At 51.8% G+C, this 15,644-nt stretch carries 14 protein-coding genes; 9 read left to right on the top strand and 5 right to left on the bottom strand.

What is annotated here, in order from left to right:
* Nucleotides 1-153 precede the first annotated feature (153 nt).
* From IPH59_06365 to IPH59_06325, 9 genes are all read left to right on the top strand, one after another.
* Complete coding sequence (locus tag IPH59_06365) at nt 154-891, top strand: succinate dehydrogenase cytochrome b subunit (GenBank protein ID MBK7091332.1); 738 nt, start codon at nt 154-156, stop codon at nt 889-891.
* Entirely contained in the window at nt 891-2,804 is a 1,914-nt protein-coding gene (locus tag IPH59_06360) for a fumarate reductase/succinate dehydrogenase flavoprotein subunit (protein MBK7091331.1), read from the top strand. Before IPH59_06365 ends, IPH59_06360 begins: the two co-directional genes overlap by 1 nt.
* The gene (locus IPH59_06355; protein MBK7091330.1) at nt 2,804-3,577 is read left to right on the top strand and encodes a succinate dehydrogenase/fumarate reductase iron-sulfur subunit; all 774 of its coding nucleotides are present in this window, start codon (nt 2,804-2,806) and stop codon (nt 3,575-3,577) included. The genes IPH59_06360 and IPH59_06355 overlap by 1 nt, the downstream gene beginning before the upstream one ends.
* 85 nt (nt 3,578-3,662) lie before the next feature.
* Nucleotides 3,663-3,836 (top strand): hypothetical protein, encoded by a 174-nt coding sequence (locus IPH59_06350; GenBank protein ID MBK7091329.1) that lies wholly within the window; start codon nt 3,663-3,665, stop codon nt 3,834-3,836.
* A complete protein-coding gene (locus tag IPH59_06345; GenBank protein ID MBK7091328.1) occupies nt 3,829-4,044 on the top strand; it encodes a hypothetical protein in 216 nt (71 codons plus the stop codon). Before IPH59_06350 ends, IPH59_06345 begins: the two co-directional genes overlap by 8 nt.
* A 327-nt stretch (nt 4,045-4,371) precedes the next feature.
* Nucleotides 4,372-4,785 (top strand): BrxA/BrxB family bacilliredoxin, encoded by a 414-nt coding sequence (locus tag IPH59_06340; protein ID MBK7091327.1) that lies wholly within the window; start codon nt 4,372-4,374, stop codon nt 4,783-4,785.
* A gap of 170 nt (nt 4,786-4,955) precedes the next feature.
* Nucleotides 4,956-5,444 (top strand): ABC transporter ATPase, encoded by a 489-nt coding sequence (locus IPH59_06335; protein MBK7091326.1) that lies wholly within the window; start codon nt 4,956-4,958, stop codon nt 5,442-5,444.
* 171 nt (nt 5,445-5,615) lie between these two features.
* Nucleotides 5,616-6,917, top strand: coding sequence for an MATE family efflux transporter (locus IPH59_06330; protein MBK7091325.1), 1,302 nt, complete (start codon nt 5,616-5,618; stop codon nt 6,915-6,917).
* Between the two features lie 76 nt (nt 6,918-6,993).
* A complete protein-coding gene (locus IPH59_06325; protein MBK7091324.1) occupies nt 6,994-8,898 on the top strand; it encodes a redoxin domain-containing protein in 1,905 nt (634 codons plus the stop codon).
* An 82-nt stretch (nt 8,899-8,980) separates the two neighbouring features.
* Here the strand turns inward: IPH59_06325 and IPH59_06320 are convergent, their stop codons facing one another.
* The 5 genes from IPH59_06320 to IPH59_06300 all read right to left on the bottom strand — a co-directional run bounded on the left by IPH59_06320 (nt 8,981) and on the right by IPH59_06300 (nt 15,344).
* Nucleotides 8,981-9,559, bottom strand: coding sequence for a dockerin type I repeat-containing protein (locus IPH59_06320; GenBank protein ID MBK7091323.1), 579 nt, complete (start codon nt 9,557-9,559; stop codon nt 8,981-8,983).
* A gap of 1 nt (nt 9,560) precedes the next feature.
* Nucleotides 9,561-13,262, bottom strand: a complete 3,702-nt coding sequence (locus tag IPH59_06315) for a hypothetical protein (GenBank protein ID MBK7091322.1) — start codon at nt 13,260-13,262, stop codon at nt 9,561-9,563.
* A 133-nt stretch (nt 13,263-13,395) separates the two neighbouring features.
* A complete protein-coding gene (locus IPH59_06310; protein ID MBK7091321.1) occupies nt 13,396-13,815 on the bottom strand; it encodes a hypothetical protein in 420 nt (139 codons plus the stop codon).
* A gap of 68 nt (nt 13,816-13,883) precedes the next feature.
* On the bottom strand, nt 13,884-14,534 hold the full coding sequence (locus IPH59_06305) for a redox-sensing transcriptional repressor Rex (protein MBK7091320.1): 651 nt from the start codon (nt 14,532-14,534) through the stop codon (nt 13,884-13,886).
* A 354-nt stretch (nt 14,535-14,888) separates the two neighbouring features.
* The gene (locus IPH59_06300) at nt 14,889-15,344 is read right to left on the bottom strand and encodes a hypothetical protein (GenBank protein MBK7091319.1); all 456 of its coding nucleotides are present in this window, start codon (nt 15,342-15,344) and stop codon (nt 14,889-14,891) included.
* Nucleotides 15,345-15,644: the final 300 nt, after the last annotated feature.

The following is a 15,644-nucleotide window of genomic DNA, read 5'->3' as shown; positions in this document are numbered from 1 at the left end:
TGAGTTACTGAATCGTGGAAAGACCAATTGCCGCGGCGTATCATCGACCAATTTGGTCGGAGCAATCAATATCTAAAGTGTCGCTTTTGGGGGTTGACTTTAGAGGGCATAATTCTCTATTTTCCAAAAGCTTCGGAAAGAGAGGTTTATTGGATGTCTTCAACAGAATTAGCTCAAAAATCCCCCGGATTATCGACAGGGTTAACATCGAGTTCAATCGGCAAAAAGCTGTTCGTCGCCATATCCGGCGCCGCGCTGCTGGCATTTGCATTTGGACACATGGTCGGCAACTTGCAGGTGTTCATGGGACAGGATCAAATCAACAAATATGCTCATGCTTTGCAGGGTTTGGGTGCGGCGTTATGGGTCATCAGAGTCGGCCTGATTGTTATGGCGATTCTTCATATCTGGTTTGCAGTCAAACTTAAGTTGGAGAACTGGAAAGCGCGGCCGGTCAATTACGCTTACAGCAATACGGTGCAAGCGGGGTTGGCATCACGGACGATGATTTGGAGCGGATTGCTGGTTTTCAGTTTCATCACCTATCACCTGCTGCATTTCACGATTCTGGCAACAAACCCGGAATACAAGTCGCTGACGGCGATGCTGAATGGGCAGGAAGTTCACGATGTTTATTCCATGATCATCTATGGATTCAAGCAGCCGTTGATTTCGGGATTCTATATCGTGATGATGTTCCTGCTGGCTTACCATTTGAGCCACGGGATCAAAAGCATGTTCCAGACAATGGGATTGAACAATGAACGCTACGAACCGAAGCTGAACAAACTCGCGATTGCAATCGCGACGATTATTTTCCTCGGCTATATCTCGATACCGGTGGCGATTCTCGCCGGACTGGTGAAACTACCGGGAGGGATGACAATATGATAACTCTTGACGCGAAATGCCCAACCGGACCACTTGAGAAGAAGTGGGAAAAGCACAAATTCGATCTTAAGCTGGTTAACCCGGCGAACAAGCGCAAGTATACGGTCATCATGGTTGGAACCGGACTTGCCGGCGGATCGGCGGCGGCGACAATGGCCGAATTGGGATACAATGTCCTGGCGTTCTGCTATCAGGACAGTCCGCGCCGAGCGCACAGTATTGCGGCGCAGGGCGGGATCAATGCCGCGAAGAATTATCAGAATGACGGCGATTCTGTTTATCGATTGTTTTACGACACGATCAAGGGCGGAGATTTCCGTGCCCGTGAAGCGAACGTGTATCGGCTTTCCGAGGTGTCGCAGAACATCATCGACCAATGCGTGGCGCAGGGTGTGCCTTTCGCACGCGAATATGGCGGACATCTGGCGAATCGATCTTTCGGCGGCGCGCAAGTGTCGCGAACATTTTATGCGCGCGGGCAGACCGGGCAGCAACTATTGTTGGGATGTTATTCGGCACTGTCGCGGCAAATTGGTCTCGGCAAGGTCAAGATGTTTCCGCGTACGGAGATGCTTGATCTGGTGCTGGTTGACGGCCACGCCAAGGGAATCGTCGTTCGCGATCTGGTCACCGGCAAGGTCAGCTCCTATTCGGCTGATGCCGTGGTACTCGCGACCGGAGGATACGCGAATGTGTTCTTCCTGTCGACCAATGCGACCGGCTGTAATGTGACGGCGACGTATCGCGCTTACAAACGCGGTGCGCTGTTTGCGAATCCGTGCTATACGCAGATTCATCCAACCTGCATACCCGTTTCTGGTGATCACCAATCGAAGCTGACGCTGATGTCGGAGTCACTTCGTAATGATGGCCGCATCTGGGTGCCGAAGGCGAAGGGCGACAAACGCGCACCAGGTGCGATTCCGGAATCGGATCGCGACTATTATCTTGAGCGCAAATATCCGAGCTACGGCAATTTGGCGCCGCGCGATATAGCTTCGAGAGCGGCAAAGGAAGTTTGCGACGAAGGACGCGGAATCGGCGAGACCGGGCTGGGCGTGTATCTTGATTTTTCGGAATCAATTTCGCGACTGGGCGAGGCGACAATCGCCGAGCGCTATGGCAACTTGTTTGATATGTACGAGCGCATCACCGGCGAGAATCCATACAAGGCGCCGATGCGCATTTATCCGGCGCCGCACTATACGATGGGCGGGCTTTGGGTAGACTATAATCTGATGAGCAATATTCCGGGATTGTTCGTGATCGGTGAAGCGAACTTCTCGGATCACGGCGCGAATCGACTGGGAGCTTCGGCGCTGATGCAGGGTCTGGCGGATGGGTACTTCATTCTGCCGTACACGATCGGTGATTACTTCGCGCGCACCGGCGCGAAGAAGATTCCGAGCGACGGGCCGGAGTTTAAGAAAGTCGAAACCGAAGTTGCCGAGAAGACGAAGAAACTTCTCGCGATCAAGGGCAAGAAGACGGTGCTGGAAATGCACCGGCATCTCGGCAAGGTGATTTGGGAATACTGCGGCATGTCGCGCAACGATGCCGGACTCAAGAAGGCGCTGGCGGAGATTCCGACAATTCGTGATGAGTTCTGGAAAAACGTGACGGTGCTCGGCGGCGGCGAAGAGTTGAATCAATCGCTGGAACGCGCCGGACGCGTGGCGGATTTCCTGGAGTTTGGCGAACTGATGTGCAATGACGCTTTGATGCGCACCGAATCGTGCGGCGGACATTTCCGCAGTGAAAGCCAGACGCCGGACGGCGAAGCCAAGCGCGACGACGAGAAGTTCACCTATGTTTCGGCATGGGAGTACACCGGAGTCGGCAGTGCACCGAATCTTCACAAAGAACCGTTGAACTTCGAATTTGTCCAGCCGGGACAAAGGAGTTACAAATAATGAATCTGACATTGAAAGTTTGGCGGCAGAAAAGTCGAAATGACCAGGGCCGGATTGAAACCTACCCTGCCAACGATATCAGTCCCGACATGTCGTTCTTGGAAATGCTCGATGTGGTCAACGAGGGTCTCGTCAAGGCGGGTACCGATCCGATTGCGTTTGACCACGATTGCCGCGAAGGTATTTGCGGAACGTGTTCGCTCACCATCAACGGGATTCCGCACGGACCGGAACGCGGGACGACGTCGTGCCAGTTGCATATGCGGCATTTCAAAGACGGCGATACGATTTATATCGAGCCGTGGCGCGCGGCGGCATTTCCGGTGGTGCGTGATTTGATTGTCGACCGTTCGGCGTTTGACAAGATCATGCAGGCGGGCGGATTTGTTTCGATCAACACCGGTGGTGCGCCCGATTCGAATGCGGTGCCGATCCCCAAGGATGCGGCCGAGACCGCGATGGATGCTGCGGCCTGTATCGGTTGCGGCGCGTGCGTGGCGGCCTGCAAGAACGCCTCGGCGATGCTGTTCGTTTCGGCGAAGGTGGGGCAGTTTGCCTCGCTGCCGCAAGGACAAGCAGAGCGCGAACGGCGCGTGCTGGCGATGGTCGGCGCGATGGATGATGCCGGATTCGGAAATTGCACGAATTACTATGAATGCGAAGCGGTGTGTCCGAAGAATATTTCGGTGAAGTTTATTGCGATGATGAACCGCGAATATATGCGGGCGCTGCGGAGACCGCCGAGAGTTGGTGCGAGTGGAGGGGCGGGGTAGGGCCGCAAGTACAATTTGTAGGTCGGGTTCCCGGCGGAACGCGGAACCCGATAATTCTCAAACATTGCACTTTGGAGCATGATTAGTGCGCATCGAGATAACCAAGAGCTATACAATCGATATACCAGAAAACGTTATCGAAGACGTCGATGGGACCGTTACCAGCTACTGGAAGAGAGGCGAGGATTCCGCGCTTCAACTCTCGAGTATTTACTTGCGTACCGGTGATCAAATCCCGTCCCCAACAACGAATGGATGAAAGACTAGCACGAAAAGAGAATGTGTCGCCAATAGCATTCCAAGTTGAGACTGTTGCGCCTGACCATGCAGGTATTACATTCGTTGATGAGCAAGGGACTCTGTGGCTGTACGTCTATTTGGTGTGGTCTGATCTAAGCATCTTCGCTACTGTGTTTGTACCTCACGACGGAATCAACTTGCGCGATACGGGCAGTATCAATCAATGAGGTCGATTCGGCGAACATATAATTAGTTGAGTTCGAGGGTCGGGTTCGGCGGTTCGCTGGGTGGGCGACTTATCTGCAAGACCATGAATACAACCCCTTGCTCCCTTTGTTAAGGGGAATAACAACAAGTCAGAGAACCGGGCTCGCAAACCAAGCCCCTACTGAGTCTTGCCGTAGCCGTTTGTGGCTTCAGGGCTCAGATTCTACAGGGAACGAATGGGCTTTGCCGGCGTTACTAATTCTTGAAAATCGCGGTCAAGCAAATGGCTGTTGGGCGGCGTAATACCTTAGCAAACAAGTAATTGTAGAGTAAAGGAATCGATAAATATGTATCCAGAAGAATTAGTGACGCCGATGCGCAAAGAGTTGACCAGCGTGGGATTCGAAGAGTGGCGCAATGCCGCCGATGTCGAAAAGGCGCTGGGCGAAAAGACCGGCAGCGTGCTGGTTGTGTTCAACTCGGTGTGCGGATGCGCCGCCGGAAATGCGCGCCCGGGAATCAAGATGGCGCTCAAGCATAAGAAGCTGCCGCAAAAGCTGGCGACGGTATTTGCCGGACAGGACAACGATGCGGTCGCCAAGGCGCGCGCCTATACGACCGGATATCCGCCGTCATCGCCCTCGGTGGCGCTGTTCAAGGACGGCAAGCTGGTGTATATGATGGAGCGGCACCAGATCGAGGGGCATCCCCCGCATGAGATCGCGGAGAATTTGACCAAGGCGTTTGACGCGAATTTGTAGGGGCGCAAGGCGCGGACAAGACACACCCCGTCTCGACCGCCCTCATTCTTCGGGCATCCAGCCACCCCTCTCTAGAAATTTAAACTTAACGCTGGAGCTCGCTTAATTGCCGAATGACGCAACATCCGAATCGCGGGAATGACACAATCGCGAGGTTTAGATAGTTGAATATGAAGCTACTTGAAGATTACAGGCCGGAGACCAAGTTGTGGATCTATGCGTTTTCGCGCAGGCTGGATGCCGGCGAAGTAACTTTGGTCTACACCGTGCTTAAGAACTTTGTCGATGATTGGAAGTCGCATCAGCACGACGTGCGCGGAGCGTTTGAGATTGTGCACGACCAGTTTGTGCTTATCGCCGCTGAAAGCGACAACGGGATTTCGGGGTGTTCGATTGATTCGAGCGTGGCGGTGTTCAAGTGGTTGAAGGCGCAGCATAATCTTGATGCGCTCGACCGCGGTTTCGTTTTCTACCGCGACGGTGATGTTGTGCGGACAACGACGCGCAGTGAGTTTCAGGGGCTGGTCGATGCGGGCAAAATCAACTCCGACACAAGTGTGTTCAATAACACGATTACGACGATAGGCGATCTTCACGCCGACAAGTGGGAAGTGCCGCTTTCTCAGAGCTGGCACGCGCAGGCGTTTAGCGCTTCGTAGGTTGCGATAGCGCCAGGGCAGGAAAGACACACCCCGTCTCCGAGCCTCATTCTTCGGCTCGGAGCCACCCCTCTCAAGAGGGGAATTTAACAAGTCATTTAACGAGAGCGGTAAAGACACCCCAAGAATCCGTTTGGAAAAAACGGTAATCGGGCGTTGATTCATTCCCAAATGAACAAGGATATTCTCAAGCTCGCGATTCCCAGTATCATTACCAATGTTTCGGTGCCACTGCTAAGCTCGGTCGATACGGCTTTGGTGGGGCATCTGGAGCATCAGTATTATCTCGGCGGCGTGGCGATCGGGGCGATGATATTTAATTTCATTTTCTGGGCGTTTGGATTTTTGCGGATGGGAACGACGGGGCTGACGGCGCAAGCATACGGCGAAAATAATCAACGCGAATGCGGTTTGATTCTGAGCCGGGCAGTGATTGTGGCACTGATCGCGGGAGTCGCGCTGATCCTGCTTCAGACACTGATTCATTGGACGGCGTTTCAATCGGTGACGGCGAGTGATGATGTTGAGAAGCAGGCGGCGATCTACTTTGATATTCGCATCTGGAGCGCACCGGCGGCGCTGTTGATTTATGCGATCCAAGGCTGGTTCTTGGGAATGCAAAACGCGCGTTACCCGATGATCATTGCGATATTTATCAACTGCCTGACAATCGCTCTTGATGTGTTTTTTATACAAGTGCTTCATCTCAAGGTCGCCGGTGTGGCGCTGGGGACATTGATCGCACAGTACTGCGGAGTAGTGCTGGCATCGGCGCTGTTCTATTTCAAGTATCGCGAATATGCGACAGGGATCGTGCGCAAACAGATACTCGATGTGGCGGCGATGAAGAAGTTCTTCTCAGTCAACCGCGATATATTTCTACGGACGATGCTGTTGATAGCGACCTATACATTCTTCACCGCGAAGTCGGCGGAGTACGGCGATGACGTATTAGCGGCGAATACGATTCTGATGCAATTGTGGATGATATTGGCCTACGGCGTGGACGGATTCGCCTATGCCGCGGAAAGTCTGGTCGGCAGGTTTGTCGGGGCGAAGGATTTGGTGAATCTCAAGAAGGCAGTGAAACTGATATTCGTGTGGGCGGTGGCGCTGGGCGGCATCGTAACTCTGGCCTATCTCTTCTTCGGTGAGCTGATTGTCCGGTTGTTCACGAGCAACGAGATTGTAGTCGCGACGGCGATGACGTTTTTCATTTGGACGATTATTGCCCCGCTGGTGAACGGAGTCTGCTTTGTGTGGGACGGCGTATTCATCGGCGCCACGGCGACAAAGGCGATGCTGATCTCGATGGCGATTGCCACGGTCGTGTTCTATTTTCCAGTGTATTATCTGGCAGAACCGCATATCGGCAACCACGCGCTGTGGCTGGCAATGATTGCTTACATGGTGGTGCGAGGAGTGACCTTGACACTTTATGCGCCGGGCGCCGTCTATCGCAAGATCGCCTGAGCGGGAACTACGACCGCGCGAATGCGTGTAATCGAATAATGGATATTGTCAATTTGAATTCGGAGGATAGATCCCGGTGAATACTTTTCTACGCGTCGCTGTTCTTATCATGGGGGCATTGTTGCTGTCTGTTGCGGCAACGATTTATGCACAAGAGCCAATGAGTACGGATCAATTGGATGGACGGATTTATGCACCGGAGTTTCCGGTCGGATTGGATTGGCTGAACTCGCTTCAACCAATGACATTGCAGCAATTTCACGGCAAGATTGTGTTGGTCTATTTCTGGTCGATGTCTTCAATGGACTGCATAACAGTGGTGCCGGAGCTGGAGCAGTTGCGCCAGAAGTATCAGGAAGAACTGATCGTTGTCGGAATTCACTCGCCGCGGTCGGAATATGAAAAAGACAGCGACGCAATCAGGCACGCCCTGCTGCGGAATGAAATCACGATTCCCGTTGTCAACGACAGCGGCTCGCAGTTGTGGAATGAGTATGGGATGAAGTCGCGTCCGTCGTTCGTGCTGGTCAACACGGCGGGACGAGTCATCGGCGTTCATGAAGGGACCGGCGTATTCGAGCTTTTCGACGGAATCATTGCGCAGGCAATTCCTTACTTCGATGCTGACTCTTTGATCGGCCGCCATAAGATTGGCTTCGTCCCGGAACTATATCGCAAGGAGCAGTCGCTTCTCAAGTATCCATCCGGCCTCGTCGCCGACTCCGGTGGTGCGCGTCTTTACTTGAGTGATGCAGGCAATCATCGGATTCTGGCGATGACGACAGCCGGTAAGATTGAGTTCATTGTCGGAAGCGGCTTGAAAGGCAACCAGGACGGTGCATTGACTGAAGCGCGATTCAATCATCCGCAGGGATTGGCATTGGTTGGAGATCGCTTGTATGTTGCGGACACGGAGAATCACGCGATCCGCGAGGTTGATCTTACGGCGAAGAAGGTCAAGACGGTAGCCGACGCTTCGGCTGGAATGAAGTACCCGCGCGATCTGGTGGCGCTGGATGGCAAGTTGTATGTCACTGCTTCCGGTAACAATCAGATTTGGGTGGTTGATTTAGCATCCAGTCGTGCAAGTCACTTCGCCGGGTCGGGACAATTTGGAAGTGCGGATGGAGCATTTAATGAAGCCACAATGTCGCGCCCGAGTGGAATTACGACGGATGGGACGAGGCTGTTTTTTGTCGAAAGCGAAGGCAGTGCGATTCGTTCTATTGATGTAGCTACCGGACAAGTGGAAACATTAGTTGCCACTGGGCTGCGGTATCCTCAAGGTATTGAGTATCGAGACGGGATGCTGTATGCGACGGACAGCTACGATCAGAAGGTAAAGGTCGTTAACCTGGCGACAAAGGCGGTGAGCGATTTCGTCGGCAGCGGGCGCAAAGGATCAAACAATGGCGAAGCGGCGTTAGCGAGTTTCTTCGAGCCGACAGGTTTGGCAGTTGTTGGCGGGAAGCTGTTCGTTGCGGATTGCAATAATCAGCAAGTTCGCATTGTCGACATAGCGACACAGAAAGTCAGCAGTTTGCAGTTAACAAATCTTGGCAAGATTGCGGTGCAGACGAGGGCCAACTTCGCCGGTAAGGAAATGAAATTACCCCCGGCGAAATTGAAGAGCGGCGCGGGCAAGATCAGTATCGCATTGATGATACCGGATGGATATCGGATGCTGGAGCGCGAGGCGTTCTTTGTCGATTTCCGTTCCAGCGATTCCAAGGTGGTTGCATTTACCGCCAAGCCCAGTGAAGTTGTTTTGAATCAGGCGACCGGCGAGTTTGAGATTCCGGTGAGCGGAGCGGTCGGTTCTGCCAGCGTGACGATTGACATCGTTCTGAATATGCGGAAAGAAGGGGCGACGACGATTTACTACGACATGATTCGCGCGGTCGTGCCGGTGACATTTGAGGAGAAGGGATCGAGCGGATTTGGAGTCGGGGTAAGGGTGAGTGCGATGCCGCGGATGTAGTCGTTGCAATAGACTTTAGACGGGACGGGCTTGCCGAATTTGGCAAGCCCGTTTTCTTTTTTGGACGATTTGATCTTGAGCGTTATTGCGAATCCGACTCAGATACCGAATCCGTTTCCTGGTACCTTGTGCCGTCTTCCGGCCAGAATTGAATTGTCGGTGCCATAGTGGTGAAGCCATCACAAGGGGGCGGGCCGCTTATGAACACGTAGTTCACCAGATAAACAGCATCACCAATATTGATCTTCGCGTCGCAATTGACATCGCCGGCGATCAACGGCATCGGAGCTGCTCCGTGCGCAAAAATGAAACTGACGATGAAGACAATGTCGGAGACATCGACGCGGGCGTTGCCATTGGCATCGCCGAGCGTCATGGTGCGGAAGCTGAAGACCTGTTCGGACCAGCGTTCGCGGTTGAACTGATGTTGTGCACGCACTTTCCACCAGTAGCGCGTTCCCCACGCGAGCGGATTGGACGGGGTGAAGCTATTCTCAGTGAGGCTCTCATTGATGTTTACGAATTCAAACAGGCTATCTACCGACAAATAGAGCGAGTAGGAAGTTACCGAGTACTGGTAGCCATCGTCGGTTGAGTCCCACGCAAACGTTGGTGTGCGGCTGTCGAGTGCGACCACAGGCGTGTTTGCCGGGAGGATCAAATCAAAAGCTCTCGAGCGTCAGGTCTGCGGCCGGGAATGCACCGATGTCATTTCGCGATCCATCGGGATCGTTGAATTCCGAACTTGGGTTGCCGGCATCGACGCCGGGGGATTCGGGATAGAGTTCGAAATGAGCAGAGTCGATCGATATGAACATCGGATCGACGGAAAAGTTGTGGACACCCAGACCCTCGACGACATCAAAGTTTGGAGAGCAGTTGTAGACCAAGTTGTAGTCGGCCGGACCAAAATTGCCCTTGAGACCAAATGAGGTCGAATTCACCACAATGTTGTTGTAAGCCTTCGTCAGTTTGGTTTCTGAAAGTATTCCACCACGATTATTAACGAAGGTATTGTCGAGTATGTCACACCGCCCGCTAAAGATAAACACGCACTGATTGCGAGCGAGATTGTTCACAAACAAGTTTTCTCGGATTATTGGATGCGAACTCTGGCTGCGGATAATGTATTCGTAACCGTAAATCGTGTTCTTGAAGAGATTGTTTTGAATGACTGGTTCAGCACCGTCAACAATCGAAATGAAGCTCGTGCCTTCAAATGTAAATCCACTGATAATCGCCGGTATTCCTGGCAGAGAATTGACGACAATTCCGGTGTTCTTCAGTGAAGTAAACTGCGGCCCGGCAGACGTCGTCAATATTATATGTTTTTTGAGGAGATTGAGTGACTCGATGTAGATACCAGGCTCGACGACTACGGAATCGCCTTCCTGGGCAACGGAAATGGCGCCGGCTATGGTGCTGAATTGAGATGGAACCGAGTGCACCGCTGGCTTTCGTGCGAAGAAGGAGCTTGTTTCCGACCAGGGCGAGAGTTCGCGGTTGTCCGAAGCGCGGACGCGCCACCAATAGTAGCGGAGCGACTCTAGATCTTGGACAATCTTAGAAAATGTTGAATCAGCCTGGCCAATTACAGAAGGCTGCAAATCTATTAGTTGAGTGAGTCCCTCGTCTGCGTACACTTCAAACCGGTAAGTGAGGCTGTCTTGCTGTGCGTCGTTGGAGTTTTGCACCAACAATCTGGTAATAGCAGCCGGTGATTCACCCATATCTCCAGGTCGAAGTAGTACTGGTGCAGATGGCGGCGAATTCAAGCGAAAGATGAAGTCAATCCACTCACCCCAGAAAGAACCGTTGAAGAGTCGAATCCTCCCCGTATAGCTCCGCCCGTCAACGAGGGTTTCGCCTTGATACCGAGCAAATTGGTCGGTGCTAACAACTTCTCCACTATTCCACCACTCGGCCAAGTCCCAATTGTCATCTGATCCGATTTCGATGTGGTAACCACCGGGTGAAAACATCGGATCGTCGACGAAGTTCCAATATATGTTGGGGTCATCTTCAACGACCCATAAGTTGTGACCGGAGCCGACGGTCACTGAGGTCGCAATCGGCAGTTCCATTCGGTAATAGACGGCTCCGATATCGCTGATCGAGCTGTCAGGATCTCGATACTGCGGATCGGGATTTCCTTTATTGGTACAAGGTGATCCCTCCAGTAGTTGAAAATCCCCATTGGCAGGATCAGCGAGCAGTGGATTAGCAAACAAATTGTGGGCTGAAAGTGGTTCAAGATAATCATAGTTTGGGTTATTCTGCCAGAGACAGTTGTAATCAAATGTAGCAAAATATCCGTGAACACCGTACTGCACGGAATTGCTGATGATATTATTCATGGCAATGGTCTGATGAGAATTCGAATAGAATCCTCGGGAGTTCCCATAGAAGGTGTTGTTGATGATGCTTGTGGCGCCTGCATCGGCGCCGACACAAGCCCAACCAACGGAATTGGCGAAGAAGATATTGTGAGTGATCAATGGATGTGTACCGGAGCATCGAATCGTCACCATGCCGGCGGATAGTCCTGTAAAGATGTTGCCCCGGATAACTGGTGAGGCACCATTTTCGATTCCAACATTGTAGTCCGCGTTGTTTCCTGTGAGAGTGAAACCGCGAAGCTCCGTATTGGAAATTGCTGCTCCATTGAAGACTAGAAGTGGTTGCTCCCTCGTGTTGCCAAGTGAGGGGCCTTGGAGAAAAGTAACCAACGGGCCGGCTTCAGAGATAATCATGACGTTCTTTTCAGCAATTCTGATAAAGTTGGGGTAGAAGCCCGGGGCAACCAGAACGGTGTCCAGTTCAGAACACGCGTCGATTGCAGCCTGAATTGTCGGGTATTCGGACGGGACCCGCCAGCTCTTGCCTGACCTGACATAGAAGGGGACCATCTCCGACCAAGACGAGTGTTCATAGCCGTCATTTGATCGAGTTCGCCACCAATAGTATTGATCGGGGGCGAGTTCAGTAATCCGTTGCGAACGGGTGACCGGGAGTGCTGAGGGGACAGAGTACTCCAGATATTCTAAAAAATCTCGCGCAGAATCGGAGTAGACTTCGAAATCATAGGTGATCGGATCAGACTCGGCGTCGCTCGAATTATTGACTGAAAGCTCAACCGCTGTTGACGACATGGTGTCGGTGACCGTTGGAGCCAAAGGTGTCGGCACTGTCGGCAAGGAATTCATGCTTAGAAGAAAGCCATACCAAGAACTCCAGGCGGTTGTATTGCCAACGCGTATTCTACCCAAGTAGATATTGCCGTCGATCAGTTCCAGTCCGTCATAAGTAGCCATCCCCGTCGCGCTAAGGACCTCGCCTGTCGACCACAATTCCGCAACGGTCCAATCGAAGTCGGTGCCGATTTCAATTTGATACCTCGATTGAGGTTCGGTCGTGGTGTCACTATACCCCCACAGGAATGTCGGTGCGTGGTTGGTGATGTGGTGAAAAGGTGAACCATCGATGGCGAAGTTACTAACTCCATGGTAATCGAGCACCAGCGGAAAGACGCCGATATCATTACGGCTACCGTCGGGATCTTGATATTGGAACGCCGGATCGCCAGCGTCGACACATGGTGAACTTGCGAGGAGACGGTAGTCATATTCAGGTCGATTGACAAAATGCGGGTCGCCAGATATGCTGTTTGTAGGCGCGGCACCGTATTGATAGTCAGGGTGATTGTTCCAGACATTATTGTAACTAAGGGTGCCAAAACTGCCGTGAACACCATACTCAGCCGAGTTGGAAACAATATTGTTTATTGCGATAGTATTCGTCGAGAGCGAGTAGAATCCCCGCGTATTGGAATCGAATGTGTTGCTGACAATTGTCACGTTTCCGCTGTATACACCCACACATGCGTTGCCAACTAGATTTGACGCGAAGATGTTGCGTTCGATGACTGATGCCGCATTCTCAACGTGAATTATTCGCAAGTCGATATTGAGGTCTCTGAATACGTTGTTTCGAATCCGTGGAGCTGCACCGTTTGAAATCAAGATGAAATCCTCGGCTCGACCCATATCGAAGGTGAATCCGCTCAACTCGGCCGATGCCGGTTCTGAACTTTTGAAAAGAACCAGTGGCGCGCCATAGTTAGCGCCGCTTGGCGAACGTAGATAAGTAACTGTGTTGCCTTCGCTAGATCGAACACTCACACCTTTTCCAAGATAGTCAAGGCGTTCGGTATAGATTCCCGGAGCGACAAGTACTATGTCGCCGTGTTGGCTGGCGTTGATTGCTGACTGGATGGTTTGGTAATCTTCCGGAACGTTGAGTGTAGCTGCTGTAAGCGACGCGCTCAAGATCAGAATGCCCAGGATGACCTTTGAAATGCCCATGATATTGTCCTCGCAAGAAGAGAAATGTTACTGCTGCAAAGATAACATCATCGCGCCTTTTGTCAATGAAATTAGGCGTATCGGTCTGCTGAGAGGCAGCAGATGAGGATTAATGAACTAAGAATACGGAGTGCTATTTAAACAGCGCTTTGATTTTGCCCCAGGTGGAGAGCTTGACGTCGAGAGTGGTTTCGACGCGGAGGTCGATCTTGAGATTGTCGGTGTTGGGATTGAAAGTCGGTTTGGCGATTTTGCCTTCGAGCTTGACCTGGATGACATCGTCGGTGGAGTGGTAGCCTTTGACTTCCGGCTTGGTCGGATCGTATTCGGGGATTTGCAATTCGAAGGCGCCGTTGTCGCGAGTCTTGGCTTCGGCGACTTTGTCGCTGCCGATGAATGCCGCGACGACCTGGTCCTTTTCTGCGGGGCGACCTTGAAGGGTGATTGTGCCGGTGACCATGAAAACGCTGGCAAAGAAATAGGCTTGAGCTGTCTGGACAGCAAAGAGGGTTGCAACGAGCAACAGCAGTATTTTAATCGAATTGCGCTTCATCTGATGATATGCTACAACCTTGGCAGGCAGATAGCACCATTAAAATGTACGGGGAGTTGGCGAATGTGTCAAGTTTTTTTCCGTTCACCCTTCTTGTTGTTCACAAGGGTAAACGAGAGGTATTCCAGCTCCATCGCCATGTTCTCGGTGCGAATCTCAACGTCATCAGGGACTTTGAGTTTGATAGGTGCAAAGTTGAGGATGGCTTTGATGCCGCAATGCACGACGTGATCGACAAGATTCTGGGCAGCTGAAGCCGGAACTGCCAGAACAACGAGTTCGATCTTGTGCTTCTGCAGCTCCTCTTCGAGATGTTCAGTATCGAGAACTGTGATGCCTTTGTGGTTGGAGCCGATCTTGCGCTGGTCGGAGTCGAAGAGCACCTTGATATTGAAGCCCTGGCGCTGGAATTCTTTGTAGGAGACAAGCGCTGAGCCGATGTTACCGACGCCGATTAGTGCGACATTCCAGCTGCGATCGATACCGAGAATCTTGGCAATACGGCCCTTGAGTTCCTTGACCGGATAGCCGAGGCCACGGGTGCCGAAGGAGCCGAAGAATGAGAGATCCTTTCGCACTTGCGCGGGGGTGAGCTTCTCGCGTTTGGCTAACTCCTTGGAGGAGATGGTTTCGAAATGCTCTTTTTCGAGGGTGTTGAGCGCCCGATAGTAATGCGACAGTCGATGAATTGTCGATTCCGAAATTTTACGTTCTCTCATAGACTCCCATTTAGTGTCGCTTGCCCGAAAGCAATGTGAAAGGTTTCACAAAAAATAGCTTCAATTCAAAACTTGGTCAAGTGAAATTTTTCTTAAGTTTGACCTTTTGGTCAATTATGACAAGATTATGACAGTATCCTGCCATTTTGTCTTGTTTCGATACCAGAATCAAGAGTGCAGCTTAAAAATTTGAGGCGGCCTCGGCAACGAAAGCCGCCTCACCCACTAACCTCTGAAAGGTTGCTTGCGTTTCGTGATGTTTGGACGCTCACGAACAGATCCCTCGCCTGCGTGGCGGCTCGGGATGACAATCCCAGGCACTAACTCAATATTCTCAAAGCGTTGTGCTACAAGCTAATGGATGGTCATGCTGACTACGAGCATGACTTTTTCGCTATCATAATCACAAAGAAGGCGATATCGATCATTGGCAGTTAGCGACGCGGTGATTCCAACTGCGTCGGCGATGATATCGCGGTAGGACCAGCCTTCGCGGTAGGCATCATCGTATTCTTTGAATAATCCAAAGGTCATTACGAGAGCGCCGGCGGCATACTTGTTCATGAAACGGCTCAATACGGTGGTTGAGCCCATGGAGCCCATCATGTGGGTCCACTTGTCAGGGGCTTTGATCTCCCAGTTGTTGTTGTCGACATAGAACCAATTGTCTTTGGCATCCGGGAGTCGTTTGAAGACGCCGTTCTTTGGGTAATTTCCGGCTGAAAGTTCTGATGGGATGGCAAGACCGGCGACTATAAACAGCGCCAGTGCAAACCAAAGCAGCTTTCTTGATGAGATATAGTGTTTCATACGGATACATGAACACTCAAAAGCCGTGCCGAATGGCGCTTCCTCGTAATTTATTGCAATGAATACACTTCCGGAAACAGACGAAGGTGCAGAGAATTGCAGAATTGAATCAGGATTCACATTATTGTGAATCTTGGCGGTGATTGGGAGGCGTGACCTGGATTATCGGGCGAGTGAAACAGCTGGTGATTCAGATGTGAAGGCTGGGAATTGCGGGCGACAAACTGCAAATAAGTTACGTACAACAATTATCCAGACGAGTATAATGGGATATACAAATCGTGACGATTTGGACAATGT

The organism is bacterium (genome assembly GCA_016708315.1).
In the GTDB taxonomy this organism is placed as follows: domain Bacteria; phylum Zixibacteria; class MSB-5A5; order CAIYYT01; family CAIYYT01; genus JADJGC01.
This window is presented reverse-complemented; position numbering and strand designations above follow the sequence as displayed.

Bases quoted from the DNA above. Each gene is read 5' to 3' on its own strand.
- IPH59_06330 (MBK7091325.1), top strand. From the start codon at position 5,616: ATGAACAAGGATATTCTCAAGCTCGCGATTCCCAGTATCATTACCAAT.
- IPH59_06355 (MBK7091330.1), top strand. From the start codon at position 2,804: ATGAATCTGACATTGAAAGTTTGGCGGCAGAAAAGTCGAAATGACCAG.
- IPH59_06310 (MBK7091321.1), bottom strand. From the start codon at position 13,815: ATGAAGCGCAATTCGATTAAAATACTGCTGTTGCTCGTTGCAACCCTC.
- IPH59_06300 (MBK7091319.1), bottom strand. From the start codon at position 15,344: ATGAAACACTATATCTCATCAAGAAAGCTGCTTTGGTTTGCACTGGCG.
- IPH59_06315 (MBK7091322.1), bottom strand. From the start codon at position 13,262: ATGGGCATTTCAAAGGTCATCCTGGGCATTCTGATCTTGAGCGCGTCG.
- IPH59_06335 (MBK7091326.1), top strand. From the start codon at position 4,956: ATGAAGCTACTTGAAGATTACAGGCCGGAGACCAAGTTGTGGATCTAT.
- IPH59_06345 (MBK7091328.1), top strand. From the start codon at position 3,829: ATGGATGAAAGACTAGCACGAAAAGAGAATGTGTCGCCAATAGCATTC.
- IPH59_06305 (MBK7091320.1), bottom strand. From the start codon at position 14,534: ATGAGAGAACGTAAAATTTCGGAATCGACAATTCATCGACTGTCGCAT.
- IPH59_06365 (MBK7091332.1), top strand. From the start codon at position 154: ATGTCTTCAACAGAATTAGCTCAAAAATCCCCCGGATTATCGACAGGG.
- IPH59_06340 (MBK7091327.1), top strand. From the start codon at position 4,372: ATGTATCCAGAAGAATTAGTGACGCCGATGCGCAAAGAGTTGACCAGC.